The following is a 14,570-nucleotide window of genomic DNA, read 5'->3' on the forward strand; positions in this document are numbered from 1 at the left end:
AACCACCCGATCAGACGCCTGGCTAATATTGCTCCTCTTCAGTTTGGCTGGTGAAGATTGTGCCATGCAGGAACGTGTTTCGCTCTTGAGGACTCGTCAGCGGAAATCTGGCGATATGTGAATGAGCCATTTCTTCCAACTGTTCCTTCCATTTCTCCTTTAATTCTTGGTCTTTAATATTGCGTCCATCCAGAACCTCTGTTGGAAATATTTCTGTTAGGTCCACGGGTAAGGCATGAACCGTGCCGATGCGAGAGCGTAAATTGGCTGAGCAAAGCTCTACCACTAGCCCAGTGATCCCCTTCCCCATAAGTTGCTTTAAAACCTTGAGCTTATTCTTCGCCGTAAAATTCGTCCCTTTGAGCAGAGAGTTGTAATACGGCTTGAAGTAGTTGATCAGTCCCGCCTCCGCCAGCGATACGACTTCCTTACGACTCATCTTAATCCTTCTAAGTCGATCGAAATGAGCCGAATCCTGCGCCATGGAGGCTTGGGCATCAACATTGAAATCGCCTCCATTGCTAATAATCGTTTTGCCGTGCTCGAATCGATACAGCAAAAGAAGCACCTCACGCTCAGGGAAATGCGTGGAGGTTTCGGCAAGGATTTGCTGAAATTTGCTATGCGAAAGCAAGCGATCTAGAGCAGTCCGCGACCCGGTTCGTCCAATACTCTGTCCCACGTAGAGTACCTCCAGATCGGTATCGTGCATCTCCAGCTCACTTTTAGCGTCCGCGATAATGACGTTTACCGCAATAAAGTGCTTGCCCTTTGGAGTCAGCACAATCAACGATGTACCGTTGAGAGCTACTGCGACATCCTGAATACTTATGCCATCTGGCACTGATGATGGGCTAATTTCATACACGAAGGGGACTGCACTCATCCCCTGTTCTCGCATCACCAAAAACTCTCCGGTGATAATCCGGCCATTTAAGGTGAACCCGTCGGGTTTCAAATAAATACGTTGGCGGCGGACGATGAGATAGATATTGCAGTCTAAAAGGGCTGCCTTGTGCGTCGGATTGTCTTTGAGACGATAGAGATCCGCCGGCGTAAGCATTGCTGGGGGGCTTGAGTAGAGATGGGTAGCCCCTTCCATAGAAAACTGGCGGTTGATCTCGCCGAAACCGGTCATGCATTGCTCCAATAAGTCACAAGTTTAAAATTACTAGTTGTTTTGAGTAAATCCACAGCCAGAAACAGGCATTCTCTCAAATCTGTTTTGTCCCGTTGGCGGCGGTGGAGCTTCATCAGTCAAGATCGGCGGTCAAAGGCTGAGCCAGGCCTTAAGCCGAGTCCAGATGCTACGGGAGTGCGCAGTCGAACTCTGGCCACCAGTAGTGGAACCGGGTAACTCACGGCGCACTTCATGCAGCGAGCCATAATGCTCAGCTTTGGCCTTCTTATCGCGTAGACGCTCCGCCTCTATCTGGCCTTGCGACCATGGCCCCGCCTCCAAGACTCGACCCCGCTGGATCACGTAGTGCGACCGGCACTTCTGATTCCAGTTGCCTACGGAGGGGTGAAGCGAGATGGACTCACCATCGAACGTCATCCGCCAGTCGGTCGGCGTGAATGGGGTCACCACTCGATCCCCGCAACCGCAGCAGCACGAGTGCACTGCGGTTGCGTAGTCCATCGAGATGTACAAGATGCCAGGCTCCAACTCGCGTGGAACGTTTCGCACAAAACGATGTTCCAGACTCGGATGGCGCATCATGATTGGTCTCCGTTGAGCAACATACTCCCATCGGTTGTGTACGTGCTGTGATGCTCGCTCTCTAGGTCGCGGTAGAAGCCGCGAAGCTTTTTCCACTTCACTACTGCGAGGCAAGCATTCAACGCGTTCAGGTCGGCCACCTGGATATTGGATGCGTACACGTCCTGGCCTCCGCCACCAGCGAAAGAGATACGCCCTGCGTGGACATGCCCGCGTTTCGCCGGCGTGCTCGTCGTCACCCGCAGAATGCCGCCCAAGCTACCGTTGCTAAGTTCAAGCCCCATCCCGACGTCGATGAATGGCACACCAAGTGCTTCGAGCTTCGCCACCACGGCGCGCTTTTCCTCACCAGCGTCCATGCTGATGAACGCAAATGTGATGCCGTCAAGCAGCCCCAGCGTCTCCGTTTTCATCTTCACGGGGTGAGCCACGATCCCGCGATGCATCCGTTCATAGATGCCCTTCAGGTAGTGCACTTTTTTTGGAGCATCCCGCAACTCCTCGAGCGATGGTGCCCCAGGCGCGCGGAACGCGTTGTGGGAAAGAAAGTCGTCATCGTCGAAGAGTCGGATTTCCTTCACAGGCGTTTTCGCGACCAGATCGAGGATGTACCCACCGGTACCACCTGCGCCGAGGATGCCCACCACCTCACCTTCCAGCCTGCTAGCTAGCGCGCCCAGGCCCACCCGGCTGGATGCTGTATCGAGATAGTTGAAGACGCTGGGCTCATTCTCATCATCAGCGCCACGGATCAGCCGTGGGCTGATACCGGGCTGCAAGACGGCCGCCGGGCCGGCCAAGATGGTCGCGTAGGTAGCCATCTTGGCGTAGTAGTCCGGGTAGCCATCCGGGTTGGGTTTACTGGAAAAGCTGTGCCTTGCGGTGAGCCCGTAACCGAGGTCGGTGTTGGGCGACGCATGGGAGATGCCTGGCAAGGGAGTCCCATTCGCGCTGCAGGGGAAGTCGCCGTCCCAGTGGATTACGTGTGTCTCTGGCTTGCGCGTCCGGTCCCCAGCCAAGTCAAGGCTGGACACCAGCGTGCCGGTGCGCACACGACATTGAGCGTCGACATAGGGCACTTCCAGCATCACTAGGAGACTCCCCTGAATGCGAACGAAGTAGCCCTCCGTGCGCAACCGGGCCAGGTCGGCATTAAGACTGAACAGTTCGTGTGACATTGAAAATTGTCCCCTGTTTTTTGACTTCAACGGAGCCACCCTCAGCGAGTTCACCAGCGCGGGGGTGCGAGGCAGCATTGCGGTATGTCATCGAGAACTTGACGTTGGTCTCTGCCGGCGCGTTCGGATGGGACAACTTGACCACCTGTTCGAAGGTGACATGCTTGTCCGGCACAATCTCCTCGACAGCATTGACCACGATGACGTAGCCCTTTTGCGGCTTTAGGGCGGTGATAAACCGCTCAATGCCAGGGTTGTCGAGATTGATCCTGTCATCCGGCTCGATGAGGATGTCTTCGCCGCCTCGTACTTCCAGGAAGATGGCCTCTTCGGGCGAGGCGTCGGCTAGGTCATACAAAACGCTGCCCAGCAGCTCCGGGTGCCCCCAGGCCATCTGGCGATCGTTCAAGGAGAACTTGAAGGCGCGGTCGGACTTGAACGCAATGAAGCGCTCAGCACCCTTGCCTCGCAGATCCACTGTCTCGTCGAGACGAACGTCCTCAAAATCGCCCGAGGCGAGAAGTGCATAGAGTTGATAGTCGCTTCGGCGATCGAGCCCCGCGCTATCCAGGATTTGCCGGCCGGTGGGTACCGGGTCAGGCACGTCGATGTTGCGGAAGGTCAGTCCTTCTAAGCCGAAGCGGATGCGATAGGCGCCGGCCTCTCGCAGTGGACGATCCTCACGGATCGCGTCACCAACGTCGTCAAACGGAGAGTTTTTCATATGGTCCTCTAAAGTGTTGCGACAGAGTTTTTTCTGCCTTCAACTCTTTAATCGGACCCAGCGACTGCCGCCGGTAAACTTTTTTCAGAATTGTTTTGAGAGGGTTCCAGGGGGGACTGCACCACACACGAAAAAGGCCGGGCAGTTCGGGCAAGTGGCGTCCGAAGTATTTGTTCGGAACTGGCCGCCTCGGATGCCGCGGAAAATCTCGCCCAATTTTTCTTGGCGATTGCTCAACTCTTTGGGACTGAGTTTCAACGGCTTGCTTTCAGCATCAGCTAGGTAGACCAGTTCCAGCTCGGCACCCGGGAACTCCGCCTGGGCCGCTAGTACAAATGCAGCTGTACCGACGTCCTTGCTGTCACGGCTGGGCGCATGGCCAGTTCTCACCCGGCGTATGGCCCGCTTTCCGTCTTTCACGAGGACATCATCCGGTGTTACTTCGATTTCATGGCCGTCTAGCACAATTCGCAGCGGGGTCGGAGCTTCAACCTGCGCGCCAGCCCTCGATGCCAGGAAGTATTGGAGCATGGTGGAGGCTATCGCACGGTAGTCATCGAAATAGCCATGCTCATGAAGCCCCTGAGCCGCGAAGGCCTGAGAAAGCAGATCCTCCCACTCAGCACTAGAGCTGCCCTGCGCGACGATCTTCCGGTAGACCTCACGAATCGCTTCATGCATATGCATAAATGAACTCATGCCGCGCCGGCCACCCACCTGAAGCAAGTGTGTGTAGAGGAATCGCCGTGCACACGATTCGTAAAGCGCGACCGCATCTGAGCTGAACCGCGGGGTTCCCGAGAAGACGATGGGTATTTGCGTATCGTCCGGGGCAGGAGGTAATACAGTAGTAGGCGTGACGGCGCGCCGTTGAGCTGGACCAATGCGATCTAGGAACTGCGATAGCGGCCTGGCACGCCCATTTGATGTTGAGGTCGCTCCGTAAAACGCAAGACGTGTCTTCGCCCGGGACATTGCGACGTAGAACAAGCACTCCTGCTCTTCGTTGTGGGCCGCCCGTGCAATGTCCTCTGCGCTACCTTGACCACCTGCGACCATGCCTGCGGGTGGGGGACACTTTGATGTCCGAAGCGCCCCTGGGATGGAGTCCTTATTGACGCCGGCAATGTGAACCGCTGGAAATTCCAACCCTTTCGAGCCATGGATAGTCATCAGGCGAACCGCATCAATTCCCTGGGCTGCCGTGGGTAGCTGCCTCAAATCTCTATCGTCCCGAAGGCGCAGCAGTCTCCTCACGCGATCAGAAAGCCGCTGGATCGGGAGACCCTGGCCGTTCGGCTGCGCCCGAACGAAGTTCATGAACTGCCAGATTGCGATGCCCTGAGCCTGGTCCGAGACGCTGGCTGAAGAAGCGATGCGGGCTGCCTGTCTAGTCCGGTCGAGCAGAAGGGTTGCCAGCACGGTCCAAGGTTGGGAGGTCGCGTCGAAGCCTGCAAGAGCTGCATTGAGGGAAGACAGAGCAGTCTGACCAGCAGGTGTCAGGTCAGCTGGAGTGCTAAGTCGCCAAGCGCCAGGTTCCGCGTCGGTACCTCGTAGATGCTCGAAGACACTAACAGCGTCCTCCAAGCTCATGGCGAATTCTGGCCAGCAAGCCGTCCGGATCATCCCCATCGCGCGCCGATCCACGAGTAGCGATAGCACCGCGACGAGGTCTTTTACTTCCGGACGCTCAAACAGGCTGCCCAGGAAAAGCACTGGAATACCGGCACGCTCGAGCTCACGTCCGACTTCCGAAAGTCGATCGTTGCCTCGGCAAAGGACTGCCTGGTCCCGATACCGATAACCTGACTTACGAAGCTCTTGAATTCCATCAGCGATAGCCGAGGTCAGCAGGGAGGCATTGTCCACTGTGATGATTTCGGGCAGATTTCCGCTTGGACCTCTATCCGCCTCAAGGGCCTCTTCTCCATCAGCTGCGGACATACCTGCAGCAAAAGCAGAAAAGGCATGGACAACTTCAGGGGTGGAACGGTAGTTGATTTTCAGGCTGTCCCGTACCGCGCCAGGGAAATCTTGGCAACCGAAGCGGGCCATGTTGAACGAAGAGGCGCCGCGGAACCGATAGATCGACTGCTTGGCGTCCCCCACCACCCAGAGGTTATTGCCTGACGGCTTCAGTGTTGCAAGAAGCCGAACGCTACTGTGGTTCACGTCCTGATACTCGTCGACCAGAATATGGTCATAGTCGCTCTGCAACTGCCTTCGAACGGCTTCATCGCTCTCCAGTAGTTGAACCGGGCGCATAACCAGGTCGCCAAAGTCGACACACTGAGCGAGTGTTTTGAGCTCTTCATAGCGAGCGTAGACCTTGGCAACTTCTGCCGCTTTCTCCGCAGCCTCCACCTCGCTCGGGTTACTCGCCGCGTTAGCCATTGCATTGGCTAGTGCAAGATAGCCCGCCGCATCAACAACTTCATCCTTGGCGCGTGAGACCGCGGTCAGGATTTCAGCAGCCGTCTGAGATGGATCATAAAGGTTGCGATAGTGGGTCAGGCCTAGCCGAGGAAATTCGTTTTCAAGCAGTTCTACTGCTTCGGTTCGGTCCATCAGGCGGGGATCGACCGGAAGGCCACATCGGTCGTTGAATCGTCTGAGGATGTCCAGTCCAAAGCTATGGAACGTCCCAATGCAGAGCGCTGCGGCTTCCGCTGGCCGCTTCAGCGCGATCCGCTCGGACATCTCCGCAGCGGCCTTGTTAGAGAAGGTCAAGAGAAGGATACGTCTTGGATCTACCCCCTCATCCAACAAGCTCTCAACTCGCGCCACCAGCGTGCGGGTCTTCCCGGTGCCTGGTCCAGCTTGGAGAAGGAACGCGTCCCCGCGATGGTTGGCTGCCGTTTTTTGCTTCTCGTTAAGTGGAATTTCGACAGGCGCTTCTACTGCAACTACTGGCACAGGGGGGAGCAAAAGCGCATCAAGCATCTGCTGTGCGACGACCTCGAAGGGTGCACCCAATCGGTTTGCAATCTCCGAGCAGGTCTGGCCTTGAGTGACGTGCAAATCGAAGACTCGCGACCGTGGCAGCAGCAGCTCTCTCGCGAAGAGGTCCATCTGGACTTCTCGGCGCTGCCGTCGGCTGTAATCGACTACGCGCTCCATGCCAACTGGCGCAGCCTCAGAGGTTCGCGCTGGATCGATCTGAAATGCTGACTCCTTCTCTTTCTCACCATCGCCTAGCTCGGCGTGCCCGATTTCATGGGCGACGAGAAAGGCTTGCTCGAACGATGTCCCTAAGTCCTCATGAACAATCAGCTGCAAGGCGGCATCAAACGTTGCGCGCGCCCCGTCCAGGATTGAAGCGCCAGGGACGCACCTTTCAACCGTGATGCCCAGCTTCTCCGCTATGTATTCGGCGAACTGATAAGGAGACCATGGATCGCTGCCGTGTTCGACTGCTTCATGATGCAAGCGCTTCGCGTGCTGGCGAGCGAGTTCTAGTTGGTCCATGGTCAGTCATCGTCGTGGAGCAGTCGTGAAATGCGTTCCTCATCCATCCCCGCCTCTCTTAAAAGGCGTTCAAGCGGGACTTTCTCGGCCGGGGCTGGCTTGTCATCCGACTTGTTTGCACGAAGCGCTGATGCCTGCGCAGGCAAGAGGAGAAACGACTGAACAACAGAGACTGATGTTTGTAGCGCGTTAGCTAAGCGCCCGAGGAACCGGCTTGGCAACGTCGCAACATCTATTCGTCGCTCGCGAATGGCGACGCCGACCTGCATGGGTAATCCGAGAGCTTTGGCTGCTGCAGCGAAGGTCTTTGGCGAGGCGGCCTGCAGGATTTCCACCGTGACTACGGACTCGCGGAGCCGGCCCATTTTAGCGCTCACGGCGGCGAGCTCTTGTGCGCTGAGCGGAAGGTCCTCGTCGACTTGCCGGGAAAGCTCTCTGGCGAGATCGACAAGGTCGGCAGCGAACTGGGGATAGTCGGCAAGATACTTTTTGAGCACCTCGGACCCTGGCTCGAAATCCATCGCGAAAGCGTTCATGACGTCTTCGCTAGAAGTTGGTGAACGCTTAATCATCACAGTTTTCCCTTGCGTTCAAGGCGCAGTCGCAGAGTCGCAAAGGCCTTGTCGCGGTGTGTACGGATGGTTTTCTCGCTCTTGCCTAGTGCTTTGCTTATGGTGACAGCAGAGGGGTCTTGCGAGTCGATGGGAATCTCTTGGCGCCACATTTCGACGATTCTTCTTTGGAGTTCAGGCAGACTATCAATCTCTTCGTCGAGCCGTAGCCGGTAAAATTTTTCGTCGAGCTCGCGGGGGTCAAAAGGGTCGTAGCCACCAATCGCCTCGTCCAGGGCGCTGTAAGCACCATCCTCATCCGTGCCCAGCTCTTCACTCTGGCTATCACGCTTCCAATGACGATCACTCGCATCCTTACGGTCTTTGGCGATGGCCGAGTTAAAGTTTATCTCGTAGTAATCCAGGCGATTGTCATACGCTGCCCGGTCGCTAAGCAGCAGATCAACGAAATGGTCGACGACATCATCTCGGATGTTTGCCTTGGTAAGTGAGGCTGTGGCCTCGCCTGCATTCTCGGCGCGAGGCAGGAGAAGGTAAACGCGCTGGAGTAGGAGCTCAGTTAGCCTTTCGCGATGCATCCCGGCTCCCACGTTCCGCACAAAGTGCACCAACACCTCCGGTGAGACAAAGCCGGGGGAGGTGCGAGAGCAAATGGACGCTCTGCGCTCAAGTTCGGAGGGGCTAACGGCCGTCAAATCATGAATTTCGGCTTCGACGGCCGGACGCCGCTGATACAGCGTTCCATCAAGTTTGATCTTGCGAAGGGGACGCGCCACGGCTACTCCTTTGTCTGCTAAAGCCTTCCGTGAGGTACTCCACAAAATGTAACACCAGAGCACTGCTTGATGCTGCTGCCAGCCGCTGCATAGACAGGTTTTTTGGTTAGTTGGCGATGACCGATGCTGCTATGCGGCTGGTGGGCGGCGAGCTAGTACTCGCGCAGCCGCAGAGGCGCGGGAAGTGAACAGGCCGTGTGGCACGGTTTAGGCACAGAATCGGCACAGCCCGAAAACCAACCTCAAAAGGGCCGTTTGGGCAGTACTCATTGCCTGTTGCGAACGTCGCCAGAATTAGCTTCGGCGCTAGGATTGGTTGGTGCGGAGTGAAGAATCGGGCCTCTGTAAAGAAAGCCCAATAAATCAAATAGATATGGCGCACCAGGCGGGATTCGAACCCACGACCCCCGCCTTCGGAGGGCGGTACTCTATCCAGCTGAGCTACTGGTGCATATGTGTTGCGGAGGTCTATTTGACCATTAGCTGACACCCTTCTCAACTCGACGAGTATTGCCTTCGGAGGGCAGTACTCTATCCAGCTGAGCTACGGATGCGTTGCGGGGCGCAATCATACGCATCTAGGCGCTTAGCGTCCATCGTGCACGAGTGTGCGTTATTCCGAACGCACTTTACACTTTTCACCCTGCTCCAGGCCCTTTTTCCAAGTTTTTTGTCATTATTTAGCGGTTTCAGCCCTTCCGGGTCTTGCCCTTTACCCTTGCCGCTCCTAGGATTCGTTTGAGATTTCAAACGCAGTGTTCGCTCATCCCGAACCCTTCGCCAATCAGCGGCTCTTAACTTTTTACCAGGCCCATGCAGCGCTCTTCGCGCGGCGTGGTTCGTGTCCATGACTCCACCCCCCGACGCCTGGGCGTCGGAATCCGAAGGAGACTGCCATGCAACTGAAAGACGCCCAACTGTTCCGCCAACAGGCCTACATCGATGGCCAGTGGCTGGACGCCGACAGCGGCCAGACCATCGCCGTGAACAACCCGGCGACCGGCGAGATCATCGGCCAGGTACCGAAGATGGGCCGCGCGGAAACCCGCCGCGCCATCGAGGCCGCCGAGAAGGCGCTGCCGGCCTGGCGTGCGCTGACCGCCAAGGAGCGTGCGAACAAGCTGCGTCGCTGGTTCGAGCTGCTGATGGAAAACCAGGATGACCTGGGCCGCCTGATGACTCTGGAGCAGGGCAAGCCGCTGGCCGAAGCCAAGGGCGAGATTGCCTACGCCGCCTCCTTCATCGAGTGGTTCGCCGAGGAAGCCAAGCGCGTCTACGGTGACGTGATTCCGGGTCACCAGCCGGACAAGCGCCTTATCGTGATCAAGCAGCCGATCGGCGTGACTGCCGCCATCACTCCGTGGAACTTCCCTGCCGCGATGATCACCCGCAAGGCCGGCCCAGCCCTGGCCGCCGGTTGCACCATGGTGATCAAGCCGGCTTCGCAGACGCCGTTCTCCGCCCTGGCCCTGGTCGAGCTGGCCGAGCGCGCCGGCATCCCCAAAGGTGTGCTGAGCGTGGTCACCGGCAGCGCCGGCGAAGTGGGTGGCGAGCTGACCAGCAACCCCGTCGTGCGCAAGCTGAGCTTCACCGGCTCGACCGAGATCGGTCGCCAGTTGATGGCCGAATGCGCGCAGGACATCAAGAAGGTGTCGCTGGAGCTGGGTGGCAACGCGCCGTTCATCGTCTTCGATGACGCCGACCTGGATGCCGCCGTGGAAGGCGCGCTGATTTCCAAGTATCGCAACAACGGCCAGACCTGCGTCTGCGCCAACCGCATCTACGTGCAGGACGGTGTCTACGAGGCCTTCGCCGAGAAGCTGGTCGCTGCCGTATCCAAGCTGAAGATCGGTAACGGTCTGGAAGAGGGCACCACCACCGGCCCGCTGATCGACGGCAAGGCCGTGGCCAAGGTGCAGGAGCACATCGAGGACGCCGTGGGTAAAGGCGCCAAGCTGGCCCTGGGCGGCAAGCCGCATGCCCTGGGTGGCACCTTCTTCGAGCCGACCATTCTGCTCGACGTGCCGAAAACCGCCGCCGTGGCCAAGGAAGAGACCTTCGGCCCGCTGGCGCCGCTGTTCCGCTTCAAGGACGAGGCCGAGGTGATCGCCATGGCCAACGATACCGAGTTCGGCCTGGCCTCCTACTTCTATGCCCGCGACCTGGGCCGCGTGTTCCGCGTGGCCGAGGCGCTGGAGTACGGCATGGTGGGTATCAACACCGGGCTGATCTCCAACGAAGTGGCGCCGTTTGGCGGCGTGAAGGCCTCTGGCCTGGGCCGCGAAGGTTCCAAGTACGGGATCGAGGACTATCTCGAGATCAAGTACATGTGCCTGGGCGGTATCTGATTCGCTGGCGAGAGCGCGGGGTAATCGGCTCCGCGCCTCGCTTGAAATACCCTGGTGGTGCGCACGGCGCACCCTACGGGCTCGCGACGCGCTTGGTGCGGTTGTAACGAGCCAGAATTTCCCCCGCCTCCGGCGGCCCGACGCAGTCGATCATCGTATGCTGCGGCGATCCCCCTCCAGAGGCATTTCCTTGAACCGAGCCGCCCGATGACGGCCATGAGGACACCATGAGCAAGACCAACGAATCCCTGCTGCAACGCCGCCAGGCCGCCGTACCGCGTGGCGTCGGCCAGATCCACCCGATCGTCGCCGAGCGCGCCGAGAACGCCACCGTGTGGGACGTGGAAGGCCGTGAGTACATCGACTTCGCCGGCGGCATCGCCGTACTCAACACCGGCCACCTGCATCCGAAGGTGGTAGCCGCCGTGCAGGAGCAACTGACCAAGCTCAGCCACACCTGCTTCCAGGTGCTGGCCTACGAGCCCTACATCGAGCTGTGCGAAGAAATCGCCAAGCGTGTGCCGGGTGACTTCGCCAAGAAGACCCTGCTGGTCACCTCCGGCTCCGAGGCTGTCGAGAACGCGGTGAAGATCGCCCGTGCTGCCACTGGCCGCGCCGGCGTGATCGCCTTCACCGGCGCCTATCACGGCCGCACCATGATGACCCTGTCGCTGACCGGCAAGGTGGTGCCTTACTCCGCCGGCATGGGCCTGATGCCCGCTGGCGTGTACCGTGCCCAGGCGCCGTGCCCGCTGCATGGCGTGAGCGAAGACGAGTCCATCGCCAGCATCGAGCGCATCTTCAAGAACGACGCGCAGCCGCAGGACATCGCCGCCATCATCATCGAGCCGGTGCAGGGCGAGGGTGGTTTCTACGTCAACTCGCCGGCCTTCATGCAGCGCCTGCGCGCCCTGTGCGACCAGCACGGCATCCTCCTGATCGCTGACGAAGTGCAGACCGGCGCCGGCCGTACCGGCACCTTCTTCGCCACCGAGCAACTGGGCGTGGTGCCGGATCTGACCACCTTCGCCAAGTCCGTTGGCGGCGGCTTCCCGATCTCCGGCGTGTGCGGCAAGGCCGAGATCATGGACAAGATCGCCCCCGGTGGCCTGGGCGGCACCTATGCCGGCAGCCCGATCGCCTGCGCCGCGGCCCTGGCTGTGCTCAAGGTGTTCGACGAGGAGAACCTGCTGGCGCGCTCCAACGCCGTGGGTGAGAAGCTCAAGGCGGGCCTCAAGGCCATCGCCGAGAAGCACAAGGTGATCGGCGACGTGCGTGGCCTGGGTTCGATGGTGGCCATCGAGCTGTTCGAGGGCGGTGACGTGCACAAGCCGGCTGCCGAGCTGGTGGGCAAGATCGTCGCCCGTGCGCGCGAGAAGGGCCTGATCCTGCTGTCGTGTGGCACCTACTACAACGTCATCCGCTTCCTGATGCCCGTCACCATTCCTGATGCGCAACTGGAAAAAGGCATCGCCATCGTCGCCGAGTGCTTCGACGAACTGGCCTGAGTCGTTTCTGTTGTATCTGCGCCCGTGGCTCACCAGGCCGGGCGCACCTGAGACCCGCCGCGTGCGGGTCTTTTTTTGCCTGGAGCAAGTAAGCCGTAGCCCGGATGAAATCCGGGGCTTGGGTTGCGGAGGGCAGCGTCTACGCCTGCTGCTGCAGCGCCGCTGAATCCCCTCGCGCGGGCATGAGGTCGGTGGCCGTGCGTGTGCCGAAGAGCTCCCGGATTGCATCCGGGCTACGGTTTGGCATTACCCCTGGGCTCAGTGTGCGCGGCTCAACGCGTCGAGCTGCTGGTTGACCTCGTGGCTGGCCCGTTCCATTTGCGCCACGGCCTGCAGGGTACGTTCCCAATCCTCTGCCTGGGCGGCGTGCAGCGCTTCCTGGGCAGCTCCGTGCACCTGGCGGTGCGGTGCCTCCAGTTGCTGGTAGGCGCGTGTATTGCCGTAGCGGGAAATGGTCTCGGCATTCTGGTACCAGTGGCCGAGGCGACAGTGCTGATGATCGACCAGTTCGGTATTGGCGTGTTGGTGCTGCAGGCGCTGGTAGACGTCGAACTTGAATAGCAGGTGGTCGAGCTTGACCGCCTCGCAGAAGGAGCTGAGCGCGATGCGCTCGATCAGCCCATTCATGTGCGCGCCGAGTTCGACCATTGTGTCCAGGGTGCTGGCCGACTGCGAGACTTCCGTCGATAGCCGCGAGGCTTCGTTGGAGAGCAGGCCGATGGCGCCGCTGGCGCGCTCGGTGTCCTGGTTGATGCCGGTAACGAGCTGGCTGATTTCCTGCGTGGCCTGATGGGTGCGCTGGGCCAGGGCGCGCACTTCGTCGGCGACCACGGCGAAACCACGGCCCTGTTCGCCGGCACGAGCCGCTTCGATGGCGGCATTGAGTGCCAGCAGGTTGGTCTGGTCGGAGATCGCCTTGATCAATTCGACGATACGGCTGATGTCGCCAACCCGCCCTTGCAGTTGCTCGACGCTTTGCACGCTCTGTACGCCCTGCTCGGACATGCTGCCGAGCGCGGCGGAAAAGCCGGCGAGCAGGGTGGCGGTCTGGTGGAACACGTCCTGATGCTCGCGCTGTTTGTCGACATCGACGCGCAACTGTTCGGCTTGCACCACCACACCATCGCGAGTGGCCGAGAGCGATTCTTGAAAATGGCCCAGCTCCTGCTGGAGCTGTTCATGAAAGCGGCTCATGGCATTGAGCTGGTTCTGTTCTTGTTGCGTCTGGCGCAAGAGTTCGCGGGCATCTTCCAGTTCGCGCTGCATTGCCTGTCTTTCGGCCTCCAGGCGCTCGATCTGGCGTTGCTGATCATGGCATTGCTGGCGCAGTTTACGGTTGAACATTCGGGGCAACTCCCATGGGGCATAAGCGTCTGCATGGTGTCAGTGTGCTATGCGGTTTTCTGCCCGATATTGACGCCGAGCAGGCGTATGGGCAGAAAAAGGCCCGCGCATGGCGCAATGCATGTTCACATGAGGTCGTGTGCGCTTTGCTCCCCTCTCCCATTTATGGGAGAGGGGCTGGGGGAGAGGGCTGAAAACGCCGCAAGTCTGCCGGCCCCCTCTCCGAACGCGGCCCGCCCTAACCCGCTCCCCTGAGGGGCGAGGGGACTGCTCGAGCCCGACCGCAGCTTAAGCGAACAGCATTACGCGCATGGCGGGCCAAAGGGTGACAAGCAACAGGAGTCGGGAACTTACTTGGGCTCGAAGATCACATACACCTTGCGGCATGTTTCCAGCACTTCCCAGGTACCGGAGAAACCGGCGGGGATGACGAAGCGGTCGCCGGCGCGCACCGTCTTGGCGTTGCCCTCGGCGTCGCGCAGCACGGAAACGCCCTGGAGGATCTCGCAGTACTCGTGCTCGGTGTAGTTCACCGTCCACTGGCCCACGGCGCCTTCCCAGATGCCCGTACTGAACTGGCCGCAAGGGCTGCTGTAGTGGTTGCGCACGCTCTGCTCCGGGTCACCCTTGAGCACCTTTTCCGGGGCGGGGCGGTAGTGCTCTGCGGCGCTGCCGGCCTGGGCGAAGTCGACGATCTGCTCGATGTTCATCTGGCGCTTCCGTAGTGACGAGATGGTTGGCTGGAATACTGTCGCAGGGCTGGATTCGCAGCAGTCTATGTGTGGAAAAACGAACATGACAAGGGATTATTCGTTGTTTTTGTCAAAAATATTGAAAACCCCTGTGCCGCTGGTTTAGTGTGGCGAACAGCTTCGGCCAGCGCGCTGGCCTGACCCGATTTTTGCCGGTGCCTGCCCTCGCGGGCGCAC

General features: G+C 59.3%; 11 protein-coding genes, 1 tRNA gene and 1 pseudogene. 2 read left to right on the top strand and 11 right to left on the bottom strand.

What is annotated here, in order from left to right:
- Nucleotides 1-22 precede the first annotated feature (22 nt).
- The 8 genes from OU800_RS01135 to OU800_RS01165 form a co-directional block, all read right to left on the bottom strand.
- A complete protein-coding gene (locus OU800_RS01135) occupies nucleotides 23-1,138 on the bottom strand; it encodes a hypothetical protein (RefSeq protein WP_268180525.1) in 1,116 nt (371 codons plus the stop codon).
- A gap of 132 nt (nucleotides 1,139-1,270) precedes the next feature.
- The gene (locus OU800_RS24150; RefSeq protein WP_442964733.1) at nucleotides 1,271-1,723 is read right to left on the bottom strand and encodes a DUF6527 family protein; all 453 of its coding nucleotides are present in this window, start codon (nucleotides 1,721-1,723) and stop codon (nucleotides 1,271-1,273) included.
- Complete coding sequence (locus tag OU800_RS01140; protein ID WP_268180527.1) at nucleotides 1,720-2,901, bottom strand: ThiF family adenylyltransferase; 1,182 nt, start codon at nucleotides 2,899-2,901, stop codon at nucleotides 1,720-1,722. The genes OU800_RS24150 and OU800_RS01140 overlap by 4 nt, the downstream gene beginning before the upstream one ends.
- A complete protein-coding gene (locus tag OU800_RS01145; protein WP_034021828.1) occupies nucleotides 2,876-3,625 on the bottom strand; it encodes a multiubiquitin domain-containing protein in 750 nt (249 codons plus the stop codon). The genes OU800_RS01140 and OU800_RS01145 overlap by 26 nt, the downstream gene beginning before the upstream one ends.
- An 84-nt stretch (nucleotides 3,626-3,709) precedes the next feature.
- The gene (locus tag OU800_RS01150) at nucleotides 3,710-7,093 is read right to left on the bottom strand and encodes a UvrD-helicase domain-containing protein (protein ID WP_268180529.1); all 3,384 of its coding nucleotides are present in this window, start codon (nucleotides 7,091-7,093) and stop codon (nucleotides 3,710-3,712) included.
- A gap of 2 nt (nucleotides 7,094-7,095) precedes the next feature.
- Nucleotides 7,096-7,665 carry a hypothetical protein gene (locus OU800_RS01155; RefSeq protein ID WP_268180532.1) on the bottom strand — a complete coding sequence of 190 codons (570 nt, stop codon included), beginning with the start codon at nucleotides 7,663-7,665 and terminating at the stop codon, nucleotides 7,096-7,098.
- A complete protein-coding gene (locus OU800_RS01160; protein ID WP_125940335.1) occupies nucleotides 7,665-8,441 on the bottom strand; it encodes an RNA polymerase sigma factor in 777 nt (258 codons plus the stop codon). The genes OU800_RS01155 and OU800_RS01160 overlap by 1 nt, the downstream gene beginning before the upstream one ends.
- Nucleotides 8,442-8,815: 374 nt before the next feature.
- Nucleotides 8,816-8,892, bottom strand: a tRNA-Arg gene (locus tag OU800_RS01165).
- Between the two features lie 445 nt (nucleotides 8,893-9,337).
- Here OU800_RS01165 and gabD point away from each other — a divergent pair.
- Together gabD and gabT are read left to right on the top strand one after the other, a co-directional pair.
- Nucleotides 9,338-10,789, top strand: coding sequence for an NADP-dependent succinate-semialdehyde dehydrogenase (gabD, locus tag OU800_RS01170; RefSeq protein ID WP_268180535.1), 1,452 nt, complete (start codon nucleotides 9,338-9,340; stop codon nucleotides 10,787-10,789).
- A gap of 227 nt (nucleotides 10,790-11,016) precedes the next feature.
- On the top strand, nucleotides 11,017-12,297 hold the full coding sequence (gene gabT, locus OU800_RS01175) for a 4-aminobutyrate--2-oxoglutarate transaminase (RefSeq protein WP_268180536.1): 1,281 nt from the start codon (nucleotides 11,017-11,019) through the stop codon (nucleotides 12,295-12,297).
- Nucleotides 12,298-12,555: 258 nt separating this feature from the next.
- Here the strand turns inward: gabT and OU800_RS24155 are convergent, their stop codons facing one another.
- The 3 genes and pseudogenes from OU800_RS24155 to OU800_RS01190 form a co-directional block, all read right to left on the bottom strand.
- A complete protein-coding gene (locus OU800_RS24155; RefSeq protein WP_442964800.1) occupies nucleotides 12,556-12,945 on the bottom strand; it encodes a CZB domain-containing protein in 390 nt (129 codons plus the stop codon).
- Between the two features lie 3 nt (nucleotides 12,946-12,948).
- A pseudogene (locus OU800_RS24160) lies at nucleotides 12,949-13,224 on the bottom strand (methyl-accepting chemotaxis protein); the annotation flags it as partial.
- 767 nt (nucleotides 13,225-13,991) lie between these two features.
- On the bottom strand, nucleotides 13,992-14,351 hold the full coding sequence (locus OU800_RS01190) for a cupin domain-containing protein (RefSeq protein ID WP_268180538.1): 360 nt from the start codon (nucleotides 14,349-14,351) through the stop codon (nucleotides 13,992-13,994).
- Nucleotides 14,352-14,570 lie beyond the last annotated feature (219 nt).

The sequence above is a fragment of the Pseudomonas sp. GOM7 genome, from assembly GCF_026723825.1.
Lineage (GTDB): Bacteria > Pseudomonadota > Gammaproteobacteria > Pseudomonadales > Pseudomonadaceae > Aquipseudomonas.

Bases quoted from the DNA above. Each gene is read 5' to 3' on its own strand.
- OU800_RS01135 (WP_268180525.1), bottom strand. From the start codon at position 1,138: ATGACCGGTTTCGGCGAGATCAACCGCCAGTTTTCTATGGAAGGGGCT.
- OU800_RS24155 (WP_442964800.1), bottom strand. From the start codon at position 12,945: ATGGTCGAACTCGGCGCGCACATGAATGGGCTGATCGAGCGCATCGCG.
- OU800_RS01155 (WP_268180532.1), bottom strand. From the start codon at position 7,665: ATGATTAAGCGTTCACCAACTTCTAGCGAAGACGTCATGAACGCTTTC.
- OU800_RS01140 (WP_268180527.1), bottom strand. From the start codon at position 2,901: ATGTCACACGAACTGTTCAGTCTTAATGCCGACCTGGCCCGGTTGCGC.
- OU800_RS01145 (WP_034021828.1), bottom strand. From the start codon at position 3,625: ATGAAAAACTCTCCGTTTGACGACGTTGGTGACGCGATCCGTGAGGAT.
- gabD (WP_268180535.1), top strand. From the start codon at position 9,338: ATGCAACTGAAAGACGCCCAACTGTTCCGCCAACAGGCCTACATCGAT.
- OU800_RS01190 (WP_268180538.1), bottom strand. From the start codon at position 14,351: ATGAACATCGAGCAGATCGTCGACTTCGCCCAGGCCGGCAGCGCCGCA.
- gabT (WP_268180536.1), top strand. From the start codon at position 11,017: ATGAGCAAGACCAACGAATCCCTGCTGCAACGCCGCCAGGCCGCCGTA.
- OU800_RS01150 (WP_268180529.1), bottom strand. From the start codon at position 7,093: ATGGACCAACTAGAACTCGCTCGCCAGCACGCGAAGCGCTTGCATCAT.
- OU800_RS24150 (WP_442964733.1), bottom strand. From the start codon at position 1,723: ATGATGCGCCATCCGAGTCTGGAACATCGTTTTGTGCGAAACGTTCCA.